Source organism: Croceicoccus estronivorus, assembly GCF_001625325.1.
Classification (GTDB): Bacteria; Pseudomonadota; Alphaproteobacteria; order Sphingomonadales; family Sphingomonadaceae; genus Caenibius; species Caenibius estronivorus.
In genome coordinates, this window is record NZ_JRQQ01000001.1 from 31055 (window position 1) to 52403 (window position 21349).

Genomic DNA, 21349 nt, shown 5'->3' on the forward strand with positions numbered 1-21349 from the left:
CTGTGGAGAATGCCAAGTGGCAGCCGATTACGATCCCTTTTCGACCGAAGCCATGAGCGATCCACATCCGTTGTATCGCGAACTGCGAGCTGAAGGATGCCCGCACTTTGTCGAGGCGCGCCGGGCATGGGCGCTGACATTGTATGATGATCTGAGAAAGGCCAGCCTGACTCCCAAATGGCTGGACTTCCGCGCGGGCCAGACGCCAGCGCAACTCATGCTGGGCGAGCCCGTGCCGCACACTTTCATGACAATGAACGCACCGGAAAACCGCAAATGGCGTGGATTGCTTGAACCGTTCTACGCCGCCAGTGCCGTAAACAGGGAAGTGCCCCGCCTGAAAGGTATCGTAGACAGCGAACTCGCTGCGTTGAAAGGGCTCGAAACATTCGACGCCTATCACGATTTCGCCAATCAGGTGATGTGTATCAATGCAGGATACAACCTTGGCATCCCGCGCGCCCAGGCCATCCATGCCCGCGATCTGATTGATCGGATGATCCTCAATCGCGTTCCCGGACAAGTCGGCGCTTCCACCCCGGACAGTCAGCAGGCCGCAGGCGAACTGATGCAGTTGCTTGCCGCCCACGTACAACAGATGCGTGCCGATCCCGAAGCAGGCGGCCCGCATGGGCGGCGTCTGCGCGATGCGGAAGTGGATGGCCAGCGCCTGACCGACGAGAACCTGCTATCCTATCTGTTCAGCCTGCTGGTGGTCGGATCGGAAACCACTCCGATGGCAGTCGCAGGCACGCTCTATTACCTGGCACGGCATCCAGATCAGAAAGCCATGGTTCTCGCCGATCATGGCTTGCTGCACGATGCCTTTCGCGAAACCTGTCGCTACGATCAGCCCACAAACATGCTTGCCCGGCGTGCCGCGATGGACTTCGAGCTCAATGGGGCCAACGTGAAACAGGGGGACAACCTGCTGTTCATCTACGCCTCTGCCAATCGGGACGACGCACGCTTCCCCGACCCCGATCGCTATGACATCACCCGCCCCAACGAAGGCGATCTCAGCTTCGGCGTCGGTTCACATTTCTGCCTCGGTGCCTACCTCGCGCAAACGGCGGCAGGCCTGATGCTCAACGCGATCTTCGATGCGATAGAGGATTATGAGGTGATCGAGGACGCTTGCGAGCGTGCCTATGGCGAGCACCTGAATGGCTTCATCCGGATGACTGTCAGTCCCCGCTGGAAGTAGCCGGGCCCATCGTCTTCAGCCCGGCGATGATGATTTTCGCCATCAGGCTGAAATCCTCGTGCTTGAAGTTATCCGGCTCGAAAAAAGACCGCTGGACCATGGGGCCAACCATCAGTTCGTGCGCCAATGCGGGGTCCGTGCCTTCGGGCAGTTCACCCCGGTCGATTGCCCGCTGGATCATCGCGATGCCGGATGCCCGGCGGCGATCGACCGTTTCATGCAAACGCTCGGCCAGTGCCTCGTTATGCATGGCTTCACTGACCAGAGCAGGCAATACGCTTGGTAGCGGCGTCGTCCGCAGGAATTCGTAATATTGATCGATATAGCCCAGAATCTCGCTTTCGAGATTGCCGGTCTCCGGAACCTCGATCAGGGGCAGCAGGTCGAAGGCCGCGATTGCCAATTCTTCCTTGGTCGCCCAGCGACGATAAATCGTCGCCTTGCTGACTTTCGCCCGTGCGACGACCGCATCGACTGTCAGGCCGGAAAAGCCAAGCTCGCCCAGCAAGGCCAGCGTTTCGACCAGGATGGCCTTTTCACGGCTTGCGTCGCGCGGTCTGCCCGGCGAGCGGCGGGGGGCGGTCGTAGTTCTTTCAGTCGTCAATAATCGGGCCTTTGCAGGATCACACAAAACCTTGCGCTCCTTCAACGGATAGGCGGGGGTCTTCGCATGTTCAAGCCCACCGTCCCGCGGTGGCAAGCTGTCAGATCGGGCGCGATCGGATCATACGAATTCTCCTTAATGGACAAAGAGAACCCGATTGGACCAGAAGCACAAAATTCCGGGCTGAGGACATTGCGAACTGGTGCATCTTGCCCAAGCAGCGGAAACGAAAATGGATGCTTTGGGCAGAGGCCGGATAATGACCGCAACCGAATTTGATTATGTAATTGTTGGCGCAGGGGTCGCGGGGTGCATCCTTGCGAACCGGCTTTCAGCCGATTCCGGAAACTCGGTGCTGCTGCTGGAGGCAGGCGGCAAGGATTCCAGCCCGCTAATCGCCGCGCCCGGCGGGCTTTTGCCGATCATGATGTCAGGCAGCCACGCATGGCCTTACATGTCCGCGCCGCAGAAACATCTCGACGACCGGGTGCTGTATCTCCCGCGAGGCAAAGTGCTGGGCGGCGGCTCGTCAATCAATGGCATGGCCTACGACCGCGGAATGCACAGCGACTATGACCGTTGGGCGCAGGCCGGCAACACAGGCTGGTCGTTTGCCGAAGTCCTGCCGTACTTCCGCAAGCTGGAAAACTATCTCCCTCACGACGATATCTGGCATGGTAAGGGAGGCCCGATACAGGTCACTCGGGCCGACCAGACCCATCCATTCGCCCAGGCATTCATCGAAGCAGGGCAACAGGCTGGATACCCGCACAACCCGGATCTGAATGGTGCATCGCGCGAAGGCTTCGGTGCGGTTGATCTTACGGTTGGCCGAGGGAAACGCTCCAGCGCTTCCGCAGCCTATCTGCGCCCGGCAATGAACAGGTCCAATCTGACAGTCCTGACCGGGGCACAAAGCCGAAAGGTCTTGTTCGAGGGCAAACGGGCAACAGGCGTGGCTTATCGCCATCAAGGAGAAGATCGCGTCGCCCACGCCAGACGCGAAACAATCCTGAGCGCGGGCGCGATCAACACGCCCCAGCTGCTGATGCTGTCCGGTGTGGGGCCTGCCGCGCACCTTGCAGAACATGGCATCTCGCTGGTCCACGACATGCCCGGCGTCGGCCAGAACCTGCAGGATCACCTCGCCGTGCATGTAAAATACAAGGCGACAAAACCCCTATCCATGCTGCGTTATCTCAATCCGCTGCGTGGTGCGCTGGCTCTGGGGCAGTATCTGCTGTTCAGGAGTGGTCCTCTCTCTCAGACCGGGATGTCAGTGGCCTGTTTCATGAAATCCGATCCGGCACTGGAAGAACCCGACATCAAGATGCTGCTGGTGATGGCACTGATGGGGCACAACGGTCAGAAATTGGTGCCGATGCACGGGTTCTATGCCCATACCAACGTCGCTCGGCCGGAAGCCACCGGATCGGTCACTTTGGCAAGCGCCGATCCAGACGCAGCCCCGGTGATTGACCAGAACTACCTTGGCACGGAAAACGACCGGCGTGTTGCCCGCGCAGCCGTGCGGGCCGCCCGCGAGATATTCTCCCAGCCAGCGTTCGATCCCTATCGCGGCGAAGAGCTGGCCCCCGGCGCCAGTGTCCAGAGCGACGAGGAAATTGACGCCTATATCCGCGCCAAGGCGGAAGCAGACTACCACTCCGTCGGCACGGCAAGGATGGGCAATGATCCGATGGCCGTGGTCGACGCGCAGCTACGTGTGCATGGAATGGGAGCGCTGCGCGTGGTCGATGCGTCCATCATGCCGCATTTACCCGGCGCCAATACCGGTATTCCCGTCGCCATGATCGCAGAGAAGGCGGCCGATGCCATCCTTGGCAATCCTCCGCCGCCGCCTGTCCAGCTGCCCGGATAGAGGCGAGCCCCCTCCCGGTCGGATCAGTTGCATTGCTGTGGCCCGCACTGACCCACGCAAGAGAACCAGTGGCACCCTCTCACAGTCGGGAAGGTGCCACCAGCTCGCCGATACCGCGAGTTACGCGTTACTGCCGGTCATGTCGCGCGCGGCGATATAGCCGAAGGTCATGGCAGGACCGATCGTTACACCCGCACCAGGGTAGCTTTCACCCATGGCCGAAGCGGCATTGTTGCCGATTGCATAGAGGCCCGAGATCGGTTTGCCGTCTTCGGCGAGCACCTGGGCCTTGGCATTGGTCAGCAAGCCGCCGTTCGTACCGATGTCGCCCGGATAGATCGGCATTGCATAAAACGGCGCCTGGGTAATCGGCCGCAGGCAGGGATTCGGCGTGTTCCGCGGGTCGCCATACATCTTGTCGTAAGCGGCCTGGCCGCGATGAAAATCTGGGTCCTCGCCCTTGCTCGCATGTTCGTTGAAATGAGCGATCGTGGCGGAAAGACCCGCCGGATCGACACCCATCTGCTCTGCAAGTTCCTCGATCGTCCTGGCTTTCTTGAGGATCAGCTTGACCTGTCCGCTCTGCGCCCAATCGGGAATCAGCGGATAGAGCGGGCCCATCGGGAACTGATGGCGATAACGGAAATCGAAGACCATCCAGCTGGGGCTCGCGTCGCCATGTTCCGCCTCACGCTTCGCCATAAGCTGGCCAGTGACGTGATAGGAAGCCGCTTCGTTGAGGTAGCGCTCGCCCTTCTGGTTGACCATGATGCAACCGGGCAGCGCCCGCTCAATGGTACAAAGCCGCCCGCGATCCTCACCCGGCACGTAGAATACCGGTGCGGCCCACGCCGACTGCATATTCATCGTCTTGGCACCGATCGTTTCGCCAGCCTGGATTGCATCGCCTGTATTGCTGGAGACGCCCCCGGAAATCTGTGCGGTCGGGTAGAGCGGCGAATTCTTGTCGCGCATGCCCTGGTTCTTGTCGAAGCCGCCCGCAGCAAGGACGACACCTTTGCGCACACCGATCCGCATCGGTTTGCCTGCGTGCTCGATCACCGCACCGGTCACACGATCTCCGTCGCGGACCAGATCCTTCAGAGGACTTTCCAGCCAGAGCGGGACATTCTGCTCATTGAGCGCCAGGCGCAGGCCACCGGTCAGCGCATTGCCCAATGTCAGGCGACGATCCTTGCGCGATGTGAACCGGAACGGCCAGTCCAGCCAATAGCGGGCCATGTTGATGCAAAGATGCGTGAACCAGCCCTTGGTCCGATAAAGCAGTTCCGTCGTTTCCGCGAAAGTCCATTGAAGGAACCCGAACAGGCTTGCCGCCGGTGACGGAAACCGCTGCGTCCTGATATCGGACGTGGGCAGTTGCCTGCCATCGAACTCCAGCGGCAGGTGTGTGCGGAACCCCTGCGGAGAGCCGCCCGGATTTTCCGCATGGTAATCGGGATACGGGGCAGCGATGTAATTGATCTGCGTATTCTCCGTCACCCAACGCAGCATAGGCGCCGCATTGTCGACGTAGGCACGGATATTCTCATCCGGCACATTGTCCGCCGAAAGTCCCCGCAAATAGGTGAAGGCATCGTCGAGATTGTCTTCAAAGCCCGATGCGCGCGCCTGGTCGCTCCCCGGAATCCAGATCCCGCCACCGGACGTTGCGGAGGTGCCTCCCCACAGCTTGTCCTTCTCGACGATCAGCACATCGGCGTTGTTCCTGGCCGCGACCAGCGCGCTGAGCATACCGCCCGCGCCCGAACCGACTACGAGAACATCGACTTCCTTATCCCACTTTTCGCTCATACATCCTGATCCACGAGAAAGAATTGAGGCGCTTTCCGCTCCAGAATCTGCTGGTTTCTGGCGGAGAATGCCGGTTCCAGTACCTCCGGCTGCGGGAAAATCCAGTATTCGCCACGCTCAACCGCGTCGAGGACGAGCGGTGCGAATTCGTCACCGGTCAGACCGTGTTCCTCCAGCATGTTGGTCATAACCGTATGGAACTGCGTCGCCTGTTCCGGCGGTTCCTCCCGGAAAATGCCCGATTTCACCGGGCCGGGAGCCAGCAAAGACACCGCGATGGAAGTACCCAGCGCCTGCAACTCCCCAGCGAGGCTTTCCGTAAGCGCAACCACTGCAAATTTGGTCGCAGAATAGGGCGCCATCAGCGGAGATGGCAGAAAACCACCGACTGACGCGGTGTTGATAATGCGCGCAGGCCGCTCGGCAGCAATCAGCCGCGGCACGAAAGCCCGCAAGCCGTTCAACACGCCGTCGACATTAACCGCCCAGGACTGACGCCATTTTTCCGGCGGAATTTCCCAGCTGTTCCCGGTTGCCAGAACGCCGGCATTGTTGAACAGCAAATCGACTTGGCCGTGCGCGTTGTAAGCCTTCTCCGCCAGAGCTTCACAAGCATCAGCATCCGTTACGTCGGTTGGAACGGCATAGGCGGCGTTACCGATACCGCGCGCGACTTCGCGCAGCGCGTCCTCGTCCCGATCGGCCAGCACAACCTGCATTCCACGACGAGCAGCCTCGCGCGCCAACCCGGCGCCGATTCCACCCGCGGCGCCTGTAATCACGGCGACGGTCATCCTCTCAACTCTCCTTTGTTCGGAAGATATGGCGGCAAGGATTTGCCGCCGTCAACGAAGAGCATTCCCCGCTCTGGATGCCCGCCTCCACAACGGGATACCTCTCCGTCAATCCGATAACGCAACTGTGGACGCGCTTGCCAATTTGTCAACTCCATGCGTAGAATACCCCGCAATTATCTACGAATAAACGAAGGATGGGAACGGATGACCGATCTTGGCGGAAAAGTTGCACTTATCACTGGCGCTGGCCAGGGCGTTGGGCAGGGAATCGCCTTCGCTCTGTCGGCTGCGGGTGCCAGTGTCGCGCTGGCCGGGCGCACACTTGAAAAGGTGGAAAAAACGGCAACGGAAATCACCAATCGCGGCGGCAAGGCCATCGCGATGGCATGCAACGTAAAATCCGCGGACGATCTGGCCAAGGCCGTCGAAACGACCGTCAAGGAGCTCGGCGGACTGGATATCCTCGTGAACAATGCTCAGGAAGTTCCTCTCGGCAAACTTGAGGATGTGACTGACGAAGCGTTTCTCGCCGGGTTCGAATCGGGCCCCCTCGCCAGCATGCGGTTGATGAAGCTTGCGCGTCCTCACATGCAGGCGCGCGGTGGCGGGACGATTTTCAACTTCGCATCTTCCGCTGGTATCCGCTGGGACATGACTGGCTATGGTGCATATGGCGCAGTCAAGCAGGCGATCCGTTGCATCACCCGCGCCGGTGCCGCGGAATGGGGTGGCGACAACATTCGCGTACTGACCATTGCACCTCACGCGGAATCTCCGGGCCTCAAGGCCTGGTTCGAGGCCAACCCCGAGGAAGCGGAAGCATTTTTCCGCACAATTCCGCTGGGCCGGATCGGTCGGCTTGAAGAAGACATTGGCCGCGCCATCGTCGCCTTGTGCGGTGCTGATCTCAACTATCTTACCGGCGCGACAATCCCGCTCGACGGCGGGCAGGCCAATTTCGACTAAGGATTTATCCCAGCATGGAAAAGATCATCTACGCCCTGTGGGCTGCCGAAGGTGAAAGCCGCGAAAGTTTCAACACGCGCCTTCTCTCCAGCCTGCCCGAAGCCCTTAAGAAGACCGGCGCGACCCGGATCCGTTTGAACGTGCGCGACGACACTGTGGGTCCGGCCGCCCCGCTCATCCAGCAGTGGCAGGAGCCGCAACAGGATGCCGTCGTACAATTGTGGCTGCCTTCGTCGAATGCGATGTTTCGGGGTGATACGGATGCGGCAATCGCCAGTCATTGCGACCGTTTCGCCGCATGGTTGGTCGCGGAATCGGCAATCATTCCCAACACGGAACATCCCCCAGTTGACGGGCAGCGTACCTGGGGCTGGTCTCAAGCCAGCTTCATCTCGTTTCACGCGGACATGCCATGGGAAAAAGCCATTGCGCACTGGCATAAGCATCATGCCCGGGTTGCAATCGATACGCAGTCCAATTTCGAGTACATCCAGAACCTGATCGTCAAACCGCTGACAGACGATGCGCCGGGTTACGGTGCGTTCGTGGAGGAGTGCTTCCCGCTCGAAGCGATGACCGATCCCAATGTATTCTTCGACGCAGTGGGAGACGACGCGAAATTACAGGCCAATGCCAAGGCCATGGCCGACAGTTGCGAAGCCTTCATCGATTTCCATCGGATCGACATCATTCCGACCAGCCAATACGATTTCAACCCGTAACGCTGGCTCTGCGCACACCCGATGGATTTCACGCCGACAGTCCTCAACCAGCAGACGGTCAGAAATGGCCGGATAGAGCTGGTTGAGTGGCTTTGGCCGGATATGATCGATTACCGGCGCAGCGAATCCGAGCTGATGCTGGAAATGTCCGTTCCGCCATTCGCAACGGATGCTTCCAGCTGTTTTCCCGAGATCGCGCCCGATCGATATTGCTTCATGGGCACTCTGTTTTCGCGCTATCCCGGCATCACATTGCAGGGCCGCTCCGAAGGGGGACGCATTCGCGTGATCCGGTGCATTTTCGCCCCGGAGGCCGCGGGGAATATCCTGCGCCACAAACCGGAACCACCACTGGATTTCCTCCAGTCTCTGCTCAACATACGCAATGACACGCTGCGCACCCTGATGCGTCTGGTCCATCGCGAAATCATCAATCAGGTCGATCGGTCGGCAGACGCACTCGACGCGTTGATGAATGTCATCGTCGTGGAGATGGAACGGCTGTTCGAGCGCCAGCGCGACAGCCAGTCCAGCGGAAGATTGGCAGGGTGGCAGTATCGCAGAATTCGCGACCGCTTGATCAATTCCGACGGGCAGCCGACAGTGGCGGAGCTGGCCAGCCTGTGCGGCATCAGCACTCGCCACCTGCATCGGCAATTCCTCGCTCTCACAGGAAAAACGATCTCCAAATACATCGAAAATTTCTGGATCGAACAGGCAAAGGAAATGCTGGCGCGGCAGGACAAGTCGATCAAGGAGATCGCCCTGACATGCGGCTTTTCGCATGCCAACAGCTTCTCTCGCGCATTTCGCCGCGTAACCGGCCTGTCGCCTCAGAAATTTCGACAGCGGACGGGCGACGGCTCCAGCGGTATCTGACCCCTGCTCTGGCATGGGCGCCGAAGCAATCGAGAGGAAAGGCATAATTATGACGGACAGAAAAGTAGCTCTGGTCACCGGTGCAAGCCGCGGAGCGGGCGCTGGTATTGCAAGGGGCTTCGGTGAACTGGGCTATACCGTCTATGTCACCGGCCGGACCGTGACGCCGGGCGAAGCCAAGGGATGGGACGGCTCCGTCCTGCCGGGCACGGTCGCTGAAACCGCAGCCAAGGTAACCGAACTGGGCGGCCAGGGCATTCCGGTGATTTGCGACCATACCGATGACGCCCAGGTCGCAAAGCTGTTCGAACAGATCGAACAGGAACAGGGGCGGCTCGATATCCTGGTCAACAATGCGGCCTATATCCATCATCAGCTGATCCAGAAGAAGCCGTTCTGGGAAAAGGAGCTAGACGCTCAGAAGATTCTCGATGTCGGGCTGCGCTCCGCCTATGTCGCAAGCTGGCACGCGGCACGCATCATGGTACCGCAAGGCAGCGGCCTGATCGCCATGGTCTCTTCCTTCGGTGCGACCTGTTACATGCATGGCCCCGCCTATGGCGCGCAGAAGGCCGGGCTCGACAAGATGGCCCATGACATGGGGCACGATCTGGAAGGAACAGGCGTGGCAGCCGTGTCGATCTGGCTCGGCCCGCAATTGACCGAACGCGCAAAGATTTCCGCCGAAGTGGAACCTGAACAGTACAAGGATCTGATCGCGATGGCGGAAAACCCGGAATTCACGGCGCACATCCTCGATGCCATAGACCGGGCACCCAATCGGAAAGACCTGTCAGGGCAAACCTTGATCGGTGCCGAAATCGCCAGGGAACTGGGCATAACCGATCGTGGCGTCGACCGCCCTTCGCATCGCGAAATGCTCGGCAGCCCTCGCCCCAAGAACCCAGCGGCAATCTACTGATTCCGCCGACGGAATTACCAAGGAGAGATTTATGGCAATCCGGGTCATCTACGAAATGACTGCCCAAACGGACCAGGGCGATGCGTTCACTGCGGTCCTCGCCGATCTGGCCACCACGATCCGCGGACTTCCCGGATGCGAAGGGGTCGATGTGCTTCGTCGGCAAGACAATCCAGACCAGTTCCTCTTCATGGAGAAATGGCCTTCCGGCGAAGTCTATGACGAAGCTGCCAAGATGGTGCCAAAGACAGCCTTCGCGCCGCTCAAACCCCTGCTTGGCGGTCCGCCAGCGCGATCCGTACACGAACTGCTGGAAAGCTAACGCTCTTTGCAGGGACGGAAGGGTCACCTTTCAATACAAAACGCATCACTTTTCGATACTCCGGCAATCGTTGGATCTGGCGCAGTATCGAAGCAAGAGTAGTATCCGCTCAAAGAACAAAGGCGCGGCAAGAACCGCGGCCTGATCTGCGGAGAATGCGTCATGGCAACTGCAACCCTTCCGCCTCTTGAGGGCGGTGCCCCGTTCATCGGCCACCTTGCCCAATTCTTCAGGGATCCTGTCGCAGTTCTGAAACAGGGTTACCGCACCAAGGGAAAGCTCTTTTCTTTCAAGATCATGGGCCGCCGCATGAATGTCATGCTCGGGCCGGAAAACAACAAGTTCTTTTTCGAGGAAACGGACAAGCTGCTCTCCATCCGGGAGTCGATGCCATTCTTCCTCAAGATGTTCTCGCCCGACTTCTATTCCTTCGCCGAATCGGAAGAATATCTGCGCCAGCGCGCCATCATCATGCCGCGTTTCAAGGCCGCCTCGATGAAGCAGTATGTCTCCATCATGGCGGAAGAAAGCCTCAACCTCGTCAACCAACTGGGGGACGAAGGGGAATTCGATCTGATCCCGACACTCGGCCCCGTGGTAATGGACATTGCCGCGCACAGCTTCATGGGGCGGGAATTCCACGAAAAGCTGGGGCACGAATTCTTTGATCTGTTCCGCGATTTTTCCGGCGGGCTCGAATTCGTTCTGCCCTTGTGGCTGCCGACGGGAAAACAGATCCGCAGTCAGCGGGCAAAGCGCAAGCTCCACGCCATTCTACAAGGCTGGATAGACAAGCGCCGCGCCGAGCCCCTTGAAGAACCGGATTTTTTCCAGACGCTCATCGAAACCACCTACCCGGATGGCAGCCCGGTGCCGGACGAAATCATTCGGCACCTCATCCTGTTGCTGGTCTGGGCAGGCCACGAAACCACCGCAGGCCAGGTCAGTTGGGCTTTGGCCGACCTCTTGCAGAATCCGGATTATCTTGCCGTGATCCGTGGCGAACTGGCCAGCGTGATGGGTGGTTCGGACGGACACGACCTGAGTTGGGAACAAGCCGTCGCGATGCAGAAGATGGATCTCGCGCTGCGTGAAACGGAACGACTGCACCCCGTGGCCTACATGCTGTCACGCAAGGCCAATGCCGATATCGAACGCGACGGCTATCGCATCCGCAAGGGTGACTTCGTATTGCTTGCCCCAGCCGTCACTCACCGGCTGGATGAGACCTTTACCGATCCGGACCGCTATAACCCGGAACGCTTCAACGCCGAACGGGAAGACGCGCAGATTCAATCCAACAGCCTGGTGGGCTTTGGCGGTGGCATGCACCGCTGTGCGGGGGTCAACTTCGCGCGAATGGAAATGAAGATCCTGCTGGCCGTTCTGCTGCAACACTATGATATGCAGCTTCTGGACGAGGTTCGCCCGATAGCAGGGGCCAGCACCTACTGGCCTGCTCAACCTTGCCGCGTGCATTATCGCAAGCGTGAACGAGGCAATGCAGCGGGGGCCAATGTCGCCGCGTTGGCGAAGGCCGCAGGTTGCCCCGCACACGGCTGAATTCCTCCGACACGACAGGAAGCGCATGGCAAAGATCACTTATATCCAGCCTGACGGCACGGCGCGGACCTGTGTCAACTTCGAGGGTATGACCCTGATGCAGCTCGCCATCGGCAACCTTGTCGATGGCATCGATGCCTTGTGCGGAGGCATGCGGCAATGCGGCACCTGTCACGTCTATATTCCGCCCGAATGGGTCGACAAGACCGGACCCGCCGGTGAAGAGGAGCAGGTGATGCTGGAAGCGCTGGAAGGCGTCGAAGTGCGCCCTACCAGCCGCCTGTCATGCCAGATCCAGTTGAGCGAGGAACTGGACGGTCTGGTGGTTGAAATTCCCGCGGACCAGCCGGGCGTATAGCAGGTTTGCCCTCTAACTGCGCCCGGTGCGAGCGAGCAAGGCGCGGGTTGCCGTCATCAATATTGCACCGCGTTCCTTTGGCGACAGCCTCTCATCCGCCACGGAAGGTGCCTCTACTGCAATTCGCGCGGTTGCAGGAAGAATGGGGACAAGCGTATCGAGGTCAAATTGCCCCTGTCCCGGAGGAAGCCGCCCTCCGACCGCCTCTTCGCTGAGATCGGCAGGAGCGCACACCGGGCCGTCACTCAGCTGGACATGAAAAATGCGTTCGGGCGGCAAAGCGGCAATATCGGACCAGCGCCCACCGGTACGCATGACATGCAGCGTGTCGATCGTTAAACCGACATCGTCTCCACTCGCTTGCGCCAGTGCCAAGGCGTCCGCCGGCGTCCGAATACTGGACATCGAAAAAGCCTCGATAGTCATCCGCGTTCCGGCCTCGCGAGAGATTTCCGCCAGGCGAGCCATGGAATCCTGCTGACGCGACGGTTCGCTGTCGAATGCCAGAGCATTGACGTCCCCGCCCAATTCCGCAGCCAGTGCCGCAGTACGCTCCATTATGCTCCAGTCAGGCGACGCGTCGAGCATGAAGGGCTCGACGACCCCGACCTTCAATCCATTCGCCCGAAGCGCAGCGATTACCTCCTGCCGTGCGGGCAGATCATTCACCAGATCGCGATAGGGTCCAAGCGGCAAAGGCAGCACAAACAAACTGACGGCCTCGCAATCAAGACTGCTGGCCACATCGATAAGGTCGAGAGCGGATATATCGCAGAGCGAAAGATGGTCGAAGCAGATACCTGTCATCTCCTCTGCTTCAGCCCTCCCACTGCTCGCGTCAACACCCTGTCCCCACAAAATCGAGTCGCGCGCCAGCCCATCATTTTCATTGTGCAACGCGGCAACGGGCGCCCCGGATAACGCATAGCGTTCGCTCATTCCGCCAGCTTTACGAAGGCATCATTATCTGACCCTTTGAGTATCACTTTTCGCTACAATTCATGGTTCCGATTTTGCCGAATACAGAGGCGGAGGTTACTCTCCGCGCACTGGCTGGGGCATGCCAACAGGGCAGCCCGGCCCGAATATATTTTGGGAGAGTTTTGAATGAACGACATGCTGATCAGGAACGGTACCGTTGTGGACGGCACTGGTGCCCCAGCTTTCAAGTCGGATGTGCGTATCCGCGACGGCGTTATTGCCGAAGTGGGCGAAGGCCTAGAACAACATAAGGGCGAACGCGTTTTCGATGCGACGGATTGCTACGTCACGCCCGGCTTCATCGAAAGCCACACGCACTATGACGCCAGCATGTGGTGGCAGCCCGACCTCGATCCCCTGCCCGGCTACGGCGCTACGACCATGATCCTGGGCAACTGCGGCTTCACCATGGCCCCGCTTCATCCGACGCAGGAAGCCAAGGACGAAGTAATCGGGATCTTCTCGTTCTTCGAAGACATTCCGCTTGAACCATTCAAGCAGAACGTGAGCTGGGACTGGAGCACCTGGTCCGAATATCGCCAATCGTTCGAAAAGAATGTCCACGTGCCGCTCAACTATGCCAGCTTCGTCGGCCACATTCCGCTGCGCATTGCGGCGATGGGCCTCGATGCATGGAACCGCGCAGCAACGCCGGAAGAAATCGCCAAGATGGCCGAATTGCTCGACGACGCTCTGGCCGCCGGTGCCCTGGGCCTGTCGGACAACATGCACGACCATGACGGCAACGATCGTCCCGTCCCCTCGCTGATGGCCGACGATGCCGAATTCACTGCTCTGTTTGACGTAATGGATCGCTATCCCAACACCTGCTATCAGGTAATCGTCGATACCTTCATGCGGATGACCGGACCGGCCAATCTCAAGCGGCTGGAAAAATTGCTCGCAGGACGCAATATCCGCGTCCAGATTGCCGGGGCTATCCCGACACTCGAATTCCAGAAGCAGATCCTTCCTGCCATGCAGGAAAGCGTGAAGTCCATGCGTGACGCCGGCATCGACGTGTGGCCCGGCTATGCCCACGTTTCCCCCACATCGACGCTCAGCCTCGTGAAATCGCTGATCTTCGCCCAGTCGAACGACTACGTCTGGCACGAAGTGGTGCTGGCCGATTCACATGACGAGAAGCGTCGCCTGCTGGCTGACCCCGAATGGCGCGCGCGCGCTCGTGACAGCTGGGACAACCAGGCCTGGGATCACTCGCCGATGAAGAACCCGCAGGAACTCTTCCTGCTCGATAGCGAGAACGGCACCGGCCCGACCAACATCACGCTCAAGGAATATGCCGACAGCCGTGGCCTGCACCGTAGCGATGCCATGGCCGACTGGATCCTCGAAAACGGCACATTGTCGACCGTTCATATGGCACCGTTCCCCAAGGACGAAGAACTGACTGTCGAACTGATGCGCGACCGGAAGACGGTCGGCAACGTTTCGGACGCCGGCGCGCACCTGCAGATGCTGTGCGGCGGCGGCGAAAACGCCTTGCTGCTGACGAAATACGTTCGCGAAGAAAAGAAGATCACGCTGGAAGAAGCTATTCACGTGATGACGGGCAAGCTCGCCCAGCACTTCTTCCTCAACGATCGCGGCGTGATCGCGCCCGGCAAGCGGGCCGACATCGCCGTGTTCAACTTCGACGAGATCGAACGTGCCCAGATGGAGAAGGCCTGGGATATGCCGGATGGCAAGGGTGGCACCATGTGGCGCTTCACCCGCAAGCCGATGCCGACCCGGCTGACGCTGGTGAACGGCGTGCCGACGTTCGAGAATGGAGCCTACACCGGCACCAAGCCGGGCCAGTTCCTCTCACCTGCAAATGAAAATGCCGCAGTTGCGGTTGCCGCGGAGTAAAATCGATGGACACGCAAGCACAAGTTGGTGAAGGTGAACGCGCCTATTTCAACGGCGCCATCCGCAAGATCGAAACGGATAGTTCGGTCCTTATCAGTTCGTCCAAATACCTGAACAACCCGGAACTTCGTGCGCTGATCGCGCAGGAAATGCTCCGGCGGAACGGTGGTGATCTGCCCAACACAGCGTATATCCCGGAAGTGGTACAGATCCTCCAGAACTTGGAAGACATGCCTGCGATCATGCAGCTGTTCGAAGAAGAAAAGGCTCGTTTGCCTGAATTCCGCGAATGGTTGGGAAACCGCAATCTGGCCAATTTCACCAAGGATGAAGTGAAGGATTGCGCACCGGGCACGCTCGGCGCGATGCTGCACCATTTCATGGTGGAAAGCGGTTACGAACTCGACATCTTCTATCGCGAAGTTCAGGTGGTGAACGATTTCACCTTCTACCTGCGCCAGACCGCTCTGACCCACGATATCGAGCACATGATTACAGGGTTTGGTCCGAACCATGGCGGGGAAATTGCCTTGCTCAATGCCAATCTGCATGCGCGGATGCGGTATTTCCGGCCTGAGCTGGCATCATACTTCAACCGCGTGCAGACCTACCTCAAGGCCAAGACGATCATGAAGGACGGCCTGCACTATCCTGTATCCTCGGCTCTCAATCTGGAAGCCGAATATCAGGGTGCGGTTCAGGGACGGAACTGGAAAGTGCCGCTGATGATTGTCGACTGGCGCAAGTATGTCGATTGGAAGATCGAGGACATCCGCGAAGAACTCGGCATCTTCCCCGTCATTCCGGAAGGTATGTGGGACGATACGAACAAGCTGTGTGACGAGGGTAACCCGGACTTCGAACAGCCGGCCATGATGGTTGCGGCCGAATAACACCGCACAAGAGCCGTACGAAATGAAAGGGCGGGCCGCCGGTTCGCCCTTTTTTCGCGGGCTGCACGCAAAAATTCCCGCACCTGGGAGCAGCGATCCAGAACCAGCGCCTGCAACGTCCTTGACGAACATGGGGATATTGCGTTTGTCTGACTGGTCGCGAAACCCAACAGTGCATAGTTTATAGCCGACTCAGGTTTGCCGCTGTGCAGGTCTCTAACTGAAAACAGCCAGGCATACGGAGGGGCATGACACAGAAGTTTAATTTCGACGCGACTGACCGGTCAATCGTGGAACTGCTGCGCCACAACGGGCGCGCTACGAACCAGCAGATCGCGGAAAAACTTGGCCTTACCGCAACCACTGTTTCATCGCGCATAAAGCGGATGGAAGACGCCAATCAGTTGCGCGTCGTCGCCGTGTCGGATTTCGCAGCGCACGGGTTCAGCTTCCTCATGGAGGTGGCGATCGAGGTTGATGGCCGCCCGGCGTCCGAAGTCGCGCAGGAACTTGCCGCATTTCCCGAAGTCTTTGCCGTACACCTCGTAACGGGGCGGTACGAAATAGACATGCTCGTCGCACTGAGAGATTTTGACGATCTGTCCCATCTCCTGCTGGACAAGTTTTCGCAAATCCATGGGATACGCTCCATGACCCCGGCAATTGTCGTCGATATCATCAAGTATCAGTTCGACATCGCTCCCATCGAGGCTTGAGAGGCGGCATATGGCAACGATTCAACTCGACGACCTGGACCGCCAGCTGATCGAACAGCTGGGCCGCGATGCACGGGTGTCCAATCGCAAGATTGCGGCCGAACTCGGCGTGACAGAAGGCACCGTTCGCGGACGGATCAAACGGCTGCAGCAGGAAAGACTGATTGCTTTCACTGCGATCACAGGCCTGGAAATGGAAGCGAAATCACGGCTCGCTTTCCTCAGCATTCAGGCTGATGTCGATAACGTGCGCGCTATCGGGCGGCAGATTTCGGAGTTACCCCTCATCAATGGGGTCATGATCACTATGGGCCAGTTCAACATTCTGGCTATTTGCCTGTTCGACGAACTGGATTGCCTGGTAAATGTGGCATCTGACAAGATCTTGTCCCTGCCCGGCGTCCATCACGTGGAAACCTCAATTGCGGTCAAGACCTTCAAATACAACACACGCGTCGCCCGCATTACGGAGGACGGCCTGATAACCGGCCTCAACCGCTGATCCCTGCTTTGGCCTGTCCGAAGGGCAGGAGTGAAAGCGCACTCCCGCCCTTCCGCTCCGATCAGAATACAGTCGCACCGCCATCGACAACCAGAGGCAGGCCAGTGACAAAGCTTGCTTCATTCGAACATAGCCAGACAACCGCGGCTGCGATTTCGCTCGCTTCCCCCATCCGGCCCATCGGCGTCATTCCCTCGATAATCTGCCTGACGGCCGGGTCGGCCGCGGCCTCTGCGCTCATCGGTGTGTCGATCACACCGGGGCAAACCGCATTGACCCGAATACCATTCTTGGCCCACCGCAAGGCCCCATGGCGGGTCAGCCCGACGACGCCATGCTTGGACGCCGTGTAAGCAGGTTGACCGCCGTTTCCGACCAAGCCGTTGATTGAGGCCGTATTCACAATGGCCCCGCCACCGTTTTGTAGCATGACCTCAGCCTCTTCACGCATGCACAACATCACACCAGTCAGGTTGATCCCAATACTGAGATCCCAGTTTTCATCTTCGTATTCATCTGCCCCAGGGCGATTGATCCCGGCATTGTTGAACGCATAATCCAGGCGTCCAAAAGTCTTCAAAGCCGCTGCAACCATGGCTTTGACCTGATCTCCGTCGCTCACGTCGCAATGCTGGAACGCCGCTTTGCCACCCTGCGCCTCAATCAAGGCGACCGTCTCCGTCCCATTGCCGTCATGGACGTCACTGACCAGCACAGCAGCCCCGGAATGGGCGAAGGCCAATGCAGTCGCGCGGCCGATCCCGCCGCCGCCGCCAGTCACGAGCGCAACCTTGCCATCCATTCCATAATTGATCATGCATTCTCTCCAGTGAATCGCGAAGAACCGGGATTAATCCGGTGCGCAAATTGCGGCAATTGGCAAAATTTTCTTGGGAATACGGATGACAGATAAACTTTTCTCTCCGACCTCATTCGGCGCGTTAACGCTTTCCAATCGTATCGTCATGTCACCCATGACACGCGATAGAGCGGGGCCGGGCGATGTACCGACGGCCACGATGGCGGAATATTACCGGCAAAGAGCCACTGCCGGGCTGATTGTCACCGAAGGGACGCAACCCTGCCCCGAAGGTAAGGGCTATTGGCGCACGCCGGGCATCCACAGCGCGGAACAAGTGGATGGCTGGGGCCGCGTGGCCGAAGCCGTCCATGCCGAAGGCGGGCTGATCTCAATGCAATTGATGCATTGCGGGCGTGCTGTTGTCGCGGACAATCGCGGTTTTAAGGCAGATGTCGTCGCACCGTCAGCGCTTCCCTGCCCATCCTTGATTCCCGGGCCGGATGGCGTGCCCGTCACCCCTTCGATGCCGCGCGCCCTCCGCACGGAGGAGCTACCCGCCGTAGCGGAACAATATGCACAAGCGGCCCGTAACGCTCGCGCTGCAGGCATAGATGCTGTGGAACTCCATTGTTCGAGCGGTTACCTGATAAATACGTTTCTAAATCCCGCCAGCAATCACCGGGAGGACGAATTCGGCGGCAGTCCGGAAAACCGTGCCCGCTTCCCGATAATGGTCGTGAAGGCCATGGCTGAGGCCATTGGTGCCGATCGTGTAGGTGTCCGCATATCCCCAGGGAACCCATATAATGGAATGGATCCATCCGATCCGGCGCCGGTCTTTGCCGCCCTGCTCGATGGAATAGACGGGCTTGGCTGTGCCTATCTCCATGTGCTCGACATGCAATCGCCCGATTTCGACACACTGCAATTCGTGCGCCGCCATTGGTCGGGGCCGATCGCGGTAAACAACATGCTCACGCTGGAAAAAGCCCGCACATTATTGGCAGGCGGCCAGGCGGATGCCGTGTCATTTGGCCGTGCCTTCATTGCGAACCCCGACCTGGTCGCGCGTTTTCAGGCAGGCGCACCACTCGCGCAGGCTTCCCTAGAACACTACTATGTCGGGGAAGAAAAAGGCTACACTGACTATCCCACTTACACAGCGGCCTGAGCGGCCCCCAGCAGGAAAAGGGATGCGTGGCCCCGGCACGCATCCCACCCCCCTGCCCCAATCAAGCAGCCTTTGCAGGAATCTTCCGCCGATCGGCGGTTACATGCACGCCGTTGACGCGTTTCTGGAACTCGTGTGCCCGCTCACGAGGGTTGTAGAACTGTTTGTACCAGATGCGCTCCTTGTGGAACGGGCCATCATCTGGAACCTGCAGGATGGAAATTGCGGGCTCCTTGTATTTCCACAGTTCGAAATCCTGCGCGAAGGCTGCAAGTCCCGCTTCATGATAGGCGCGCGCGATTGCCTCTTCTTCACGTGTCGGCTCGTGATTGTCGGCAGTCTTCGCCATTACGGCGAACCACACACGCACTTCGCCATCCTCGACCGGGGTATTGCAGATCATCATGAGGGATGGATGTTTGCCGGCCATGCGCGACAACAGAATACCGGGGCCGGTATACCACGTGTCGGTTTCAAGCATCACATCCGCATCGACCAGCGTACGGTGCCCTGATCCGAAACGCTGACGCATGATCGGCCCTTCGAATTCATTTTCGAAATAGGCATTGCCAGTGCTGCCATGAACCGGCGTGAAGTGGGCATAGTCGGTCATGTTGTCGACAATTTCCTGAGGATGGATCGGCAATGTGCCGAGATGGTCCACCTTCCATCGCACCCAGCCCTCAACGGTCTGACCGTATTCGGCGAATTCGGGCAAATCGTATTCGGGATCGCCGCCTTCCATGTCATGCCACATCCAGATGCAGCCCGCCTTTTCGACCACTTTATGCGACTTGATGCACGCCGCCTTTGGTATGCCGTGGGTCGAATAGGGAATATCGTCGCACTGACCTTCGGGCGTGAAACGCCAGCCGTGCGCCGGACACCGAATGGAGTCACCTTCGATCCGCGTCCCATCCTTCACGACGTAAGAGGTCGTGTTGCGCGCGATGTTCACCCGCATATGGGGGCAATAGGCATCGAGCAGCACCACACGCCCGCTCTTGCCCCGGTAAAGAGCCATTTCCTTGCCGAAGAAGCGCACCGCCTGCGGCTCTTGCGTTACTTCGTCAGCAATTGCGATCATGAACCAGCCGCGGGGAAAAGCCAGTTCGCCCAAACCATATTCGGCAGTCGTTGCCATGATACCTCTCCTTGCAGTCTGGATCAGATGAAACTGTCGGTGTTCGGAGCGCCAAGCATGACACCGCCGAAGTTGCGACCAACGGAATTGGGGTTGTTGGCGACGTGCGTCCGGCCTGTGTGAATGTCGCAGAACGTGCGCGCGATCTGATTGCCGCGATAGATGCCGTCAGCACCGCTGAGATAGAACATCCGGCTGATCAGTTCGCAGCAGCGGCCGGAAATCTGCGCCGATTGATAGCGGAACCGCAGACGGGTTTCGAGATCCGCAGCCTCCCCGCGTCGTGCAAATTCATTGAGGACGCCGAAGTTTCGGAAAAGAACGGTCTTCATTTCATCGATTGCGGATTGCGTCTCGGCAATCAGCACCTGCACATCCGGATCGCCCGAAACGCTGGCCAGCGTATTGTTGCTCTTGCGCTTCGCACCCGTCTCGAGAAACGTGTTGAGCGCACCCTGCAAGGCCCCGATGGAAGACGATGAAACTGCACGCACAAACACCTGGCCGAACGGCAGCTTGTACAGCGGCGCCGGATTGACCTTCGCGCCCGGATTGGTCGATGCGAACCCGTCCTTCGAGCGGTGCGTACGATAGGCCGGAACATAGGCATCCTCGACAGTCACGTCGTGACTACCGGTTCCGCCCAGCCCGATCGTGTTCCAGATGTGCAGGACCCTGAAATCTTTCCGCGGGACCAGGAAGGTCCAGAAATCGGGCACGCCCGTTTCGGGATCTTTGACCAGACCACCAAGAAACGCCCAGTCGCAGTGATCGACACCACTGGAGAAGCCCCAGCGACCGCTTATTCGATAACCGCCCTCGACCGGGGTGACGTCTGCGCGCGGCATATAAGAGGATGAGATCAACGTCGTCGGATCCTGCCCCCAGACGTCTTCCTGAGCCTGCGGGTCGAACAGGGCGAGCTGCCAGTTGTGGACGGCCACCACACCCAGCACCCAGGCAGAGGACATGCACCCTTCCGCAACCTTCATCTGCACTTCATAGAAGGTTTCCGGATCCATCTCGTACCCGCCGTAACGCTTCGGCTGGAGTATTTTGAAAAAACCCGCCGCCTGAAAATCCGCGATGGTCGCGTCAGGAACCTTGTTTTCCGCTTCGCACTGATCGGCCCGTTCACGCAGCGTCGGGATCAGAGCCTCCGCCCGTGCGACCAGATCTTCTGTCGTGGGTGCCATGATTGCTTCCGCAAGAGTCATTATCCGTCTCCTGA

General features: G+C 59.0%; 21 protein-coding genes. 14 read left to right on the forward strand and 7 right to left on the reverse strand.

All coding sequences use genetic code 11. The annotated features are described in order from the left end of the window. Positions 1–16: 16 nt before the first annotated feature. The gene (locus MB02_RS00145) at positions 17–1207 is read left to right on the forward strand and encodes a cytochrome P450 (RefSeq protein ID WP_082825869.1); all 1191 of its coding nucleotides are present in this window, start codon (positions 17–19) and stop codon (positions 1205–1207) included. Here the strand turns inward: MB02_RS00145 and MB02_RS00150 are convergent. Then, positions 1188–1811: a TetR/AcrR family transcriptional regulator gene (locus MB02_RS00150; RefSeq protein WP_170304590.1), complete on the reverse strand. Its 624-nt coding sequence runs from the start codon at positions 1809–1811 to the stop codon at positions 1188–1190. The genes MB02_RS00145 and MB02_RS00150 overlap by 20 nt on opposite strands. A gap of 259 nt (positions 1812–2070) precedes the next feature. Between MB02_RS00150 and MB02_RS00155 the strand changes: the two genes are divergently transcribed. Further along, positions 2071–3693 (forward strand): GMC family oxidoreductase, encoded by a 1623-nt coding sequence (locus tag MB02_RS00155; protein WP_067532101.1) that lies wholly within the window; start codon positions 2071–2073, stop codon positions 3691–3693. Between the two features lie 120 nt (positions 3694–3813). Here MB02_RS00155 and MB02_RS00160 read toward each other — a convergent pair whose 3' ends face one another. Both MB02_RS00160 and MB02_RS00165 read right to left on the reverse strand, forming a co-directional pair. Next, a complete protein-coding gene (locus tag MB02_RS00160) occupies positions 3814–5508 on the reverse strand; it encodes an FAD-dependent oxidoreductase (protein WP_067531117.1) in 1695 nt (564 codons plus the stop codon). Continuing rightward, positions 5505–6302, reverse strand: coding sequence for an SDR family oxidoreductase (locus MB02_RS00165; protein WP_067531119.1), 798 nt, complete (start codon positions 6300–6302; stop codon positions 5505–5507). The genes MB02_RS00160 and MB02_RS00165 overlap by 4 nt, the downstream gene beginning before the upstream one ends. Positions 6303–6509: 207 nt before the next feature. Here MB02_RS00165 and MB02_RS00170 point away from each other — a divergent pair, with 207 nt between their 5' ends. The 7 genes from MB02_RS00170 (at position 6510) to MB02_RS00200 (ending at position 12037) form a co-directional block, all read left to right on the forward strand. Continuing rightward, positions 6510–7271 carry an SDR family NAD(P)-dependent oxidoreductase gene (locus MB02_RS00170; RefSeq protein ID WP_067531121.1) on the forward strand — a complete coding sequence of 254 codons (762 nt, stop codon included), beginning with the start codon at positions 6510–6512 and terminating at the stop codon, positions 7269–7271. A 14-nt stretch (positions 7272–7285) separates the two neighbouring features. Next, the gene (locus tag MB02_RS00175) at positions 7286–7993 is read left to right on the forward strand and encodes an EthD domain-containing protein (RefSeq protein ID WP_067531123.1); all 708 of its coding nucleotides are present in this window, start codon (positions 7286–7288) and stop codon (positions 7991–7993) included. A 21-nt stretch (positions 7994–8014) separates the two neighbouring features. Beyond that, on the forward strand, positions 8015–8872 hold the full coding sequence (locus MB02_RS00180; protein WP_067531125.1) for a helix-turn-helix domain-containing protein: 858 nt from the start codon (positions 8015–8017) through the stop codon (positions 8870–8872). A 49-nt stretch (positions 8873–8921) separates the two neighbouring features. Further along, the gene (locus MB02_RS00185) at positions 8922–9794 is read left to right on the forward strand and encodes an SDR family NAD(P)-dependent oxidoreductase (protein ID WP_067531127.1); all 873 of its coding nucleotides are present in this window, start codon (positions 8922–8924) and stop codon (positions 9792–9794) included. Between the two features lie 31 nt (positions 9795–9825). Beyond that, on the forward strand, positions 9826–10116 hold the full coding sequence (locus tag MB02_RS00190) for a putative quinol monooxygenase (RefSeq protein WP_067531129.1): 291 nt from the start codon (positions 9826–9828) through the stop codon (positions 10114–10116). Positions 10117–10278: 162 nt separating this feature from the next. Then, complete coding sequence (locus tag MB02_RS00195) at positions 10279–11679, forward strand: cytochrome P450 (protein ID WP_067531131.1); 1401 nt, start codon at positions 10279–10281, stop codon at positions 11677–11679. 25 nt (positions 11680–11704) lie between these two features. Further along, positions 11705–12037 (forward strand): 2Fe-2S iron-sulfur cluster-binding protein, encoded by a 333-nt coding sequence (locus MB02_RS00200; RefSeq protein ID WP_067531133.1) that lies wholly within the window; start codon positions 11705–11707, stop codon positions 12035–12037. Positions 12038–12049: 12 nt separating this feature from the next. Here MB02_RS00200 and MB02_RS00205 read toward each other — a convergent pair whose 3' ends face one another. After that, entirely contained in the window at positions 12050–12976 is a 927-nt protein-coding gene (locus MB02_RS00205; protein ID WP_067531135.1) for a sugar phosphate isomerase/epimerase family protein, read from the reverse strand. Between the two features lie 168 nt (positions 12977–13144). Between MB02_RS00205 and MB02_RS00210 the strand changes: the two genes are divergently transcribed. From MB02_RS00210 to MB02_RS00225, 4 genes are all read left to right on the forward strand, one after another. Continuing rightward, a complete protein-coding gene (locus MB02_RS00210) occupies positions 13145–14890 on the forward strand; it encodes an N-acyl-D-amino-acid deacylase family protein (RefSeq protein WP_067531137.1) in 1746 nt (581 codons plus the stop codon). Between the two features lie 5 nt (positions 14891–14895). Next, positions 14896–15783 carry a Coq4 family protein gene (locus MB02_RS00215; RefSeq protein WP_067531139.1) on the forward strand — a complete coding sequence of 296 codons (888 nt, stop codon included), beginning with the start codon at positions 14896–14898 and terminating at the stop codon, positions 15781–15783. A gap of 248 nt (positions 15784–16031) precedes the next feature. Further along, a complete protein-coding gene (locus tag MB02_RS00220) occupies positions 16032–16499 on the forward strand; it encodes an Lrp/AsnC family transcriptional regulator (protein WP_067531141.1) in 468 nt (155 codons plus the stop codon). Positions 16500–16509: 10 nt separating this feature from the next. Then, the gene (locus MB02_RS00225; protein WP_067531143.1) at positions 16510–17001 is read left to right on the forward strand and encodes an Lrp/AsnC family transcriptional regulator; all 492 of its coding nucleotides are present in this window, start codon (positions 16510–16512) and stop codon (positions 16999–17001) included. A 61-nt stretch (positions 17002–17062) separates the two neighbouring features. Here the strand turns inward: MB02_RS00225 and MB02_RS00230 are convergent, their stop codons facing one another. After that, positions 17063–17818, reverse strand: coding sequence for an SDR family oxidoreductase (locus MB02_RS00230; protein ID WP_067531145.1), 756 nt, complete (start codon positions 17816–17818; stop codon positions 17063–17065). A gap of 85 nt (positions 17819–17903) precedes the next feature. Between MB02_RS00230 and MB02_RS00235 the strand changes: the two genes are divergently transcribed. Continuing rightward, on the forward strand, positions 17904–18974 hold the full coding sequence (locus MB02_RS00235; protein ID WP_067531147.1) for an alkene reductase: 1071 nt from the start codon (positions 17904–17906) through the stop codon (positions 18972–18974). A gap of 61 nt (positions 18975–19035) precedes the next feature. Here the strand turns inward: MB02_RS00235 and MB02_RS00240 are convergent, their stop codons facing one another. Then, positions 19036–20118: a Rieske 2Fe-2S domain-containing protein gene (locus MB02_RS00240; RefSeq protein WP_067531149.1), complete on the reverse strand. Its 1083-nt coding sequence runs from the start codon at positions 20116–20118 to the stop codon at positions 19036–19038. A 23-nt stretch (positions 20119–20141) separates the two neighbouring features. Beyond that, complete coding sequence (locus tag MB02_RS00245; protein ID WP_082825870.1) at positions 20142–21335, reverse strand: flavin-dependent monooxygenase; 1194 nt, start codon at positions 21333–21335, stop codon at positions 20142–20144. Positions 21336–21349: the final 14 nt, after the last annotated feature.

What these genes read in the sequence shown, in the direction of transcription:
- MB02_RS00155 (WP_067532101.1), top strand. Translation starts at nt 2,071, where the DNA reads ATGACCGCAACCGAATTTGATTATGTAATTGTTGGCGCAGGGGTCGCG.
- MB02_RS00160 (WP_067531117.1), bottom strand. Translation starts at nt 5,508, where the DNA reads ATGAGCGAAAAGTGGGATAAGGAAGTCGATGTTCTCGTAGTCGGTTCG.
- MB02_RS00165 (WP_067531119.1), bottom strand. Translation starts at nt 6,302, where the DNA reads ATGACCGTCGCCGTGATTACAGGCGCCGCGGGTGGAATCGGCGCCGGG.
- MB02_RS00170 (WP_067531121.1), top strand. Translation starts at nt 6,510, where the DNA reads ATGACCGATCTTGGCGGAAAAGTTGCACTTATCACTGGCGCTGGCCAG.
- MB02_RS00175 (WP_067531123.1), top strand. Translation starts at nt 7,286, where the DNA reads ATGGAAAAGATCATCTACGCCCTGTGGGCTGCCGAAGGTGAAAGCCGC.
- MB02_RS00180 (WP_067531125.1), top strand. Translation starts at nt 8,015, where the DNA reads ATGGATTTCACGCCGACAGTCCTCAACCAGCAGACGGTCAGAAATGGC.
- MB02_RS00185 (WP_067531127.1), top strand. Translation starts at nt 8,922, where the DNA reads ATGACGGACAGAAAAGTAGCTCTGGTCACCGGTGCAAGCCGCGGAGCG.
- MB02_RS00190 (WP_067531129.1), top strand. Translation starts at nt 9,826, where the DNA reads ATGGCAATCCGGGTCATCTACGAAATGACTGCCCAAACGGACCAGGGC.
- MB02_RS00195 (WP_067531131.1), top strand. Translation starts at nt 10,279, where the DNA reads ATGGCAACTGCAACCCTTCCGCCTCTTGAGGGCGGTGCCCCGTTCATC.
- MB02_RS00200 (WP_067531133.1), top strand. Translation starts at nt 11,705, where the DNA reads ATGGCAAAGATCACTTATATCCAGCCTGACGGCACGGCGCGGACCTGT.
- MB02_RS00205 (WP_067531135.1), bottom strand. Translation starts at nt 12,976, where the DNA reads ATGAGCGAACGCTATGCGTTATCCGGGGCGCCCGTTGCCGCGTTGCAC.
- MB02_RS00210 (WP_067531137.1), top strand. Translation starts at nt 13,145, where the DNA reads ATGAACGACATGCTGATCAGGAACGGTACCGTTGTGGACGGCACTGGT.
- MB02_RS00215 (WP_067531139.1), top strand. Translation starts at nt 14,896, where the DNA reads ATGGACACGCAAGCACAAGTTGGTGAAGGTGAACGCGCCTATTTCAAC.
- MB02_RS00220 (WP_067531141.1), top strand. Translation starts at nt 16,032, where the DNA reads ATGACACAGAAGTTTAATTTCGACGCGACTGACCGGTCAATCGTGGAA.
- MB02_RS00225 (WP_067531143.1), top strand. Translation starts at nt 16,510, where the DNA reads ATGGCAACGATTCAACTCGACGACCTGGACCGCCAGCTGATCGAACAG.
- MB02_RS00230 (WP_067531145.1), bottom strand. Translation starts at nt 17,818, where the DNA reads ATGATCAATTATGGAATGGATGGCAAGGTTGCGCTCGTGACTGGCGGC.
- MB02_RS00235 (WP_067531147.1), top strand. Translation starts at nt 17,904, where the DNA reads ATGACAGATAAACTTTTCTCTCCGACCTCATTCGGCGCGTTAACGCTT.
- MB02_RS00240 (WP_067531149.1), bottom strand. Translation starts at nt 20,118, where the DNA reads ATGGCAACGACTGCCGAATATGGTTTGGGCGAACTGGCTTTTCCCCGC.
- MB02_RS00245 (WP_082825870.1), bottom strand. Translation starts at nt 21,335, where the DNA reads ATGACTCTTGCGGAAGCAATCATGGCACCCACGACAGAAGATCTGGTC.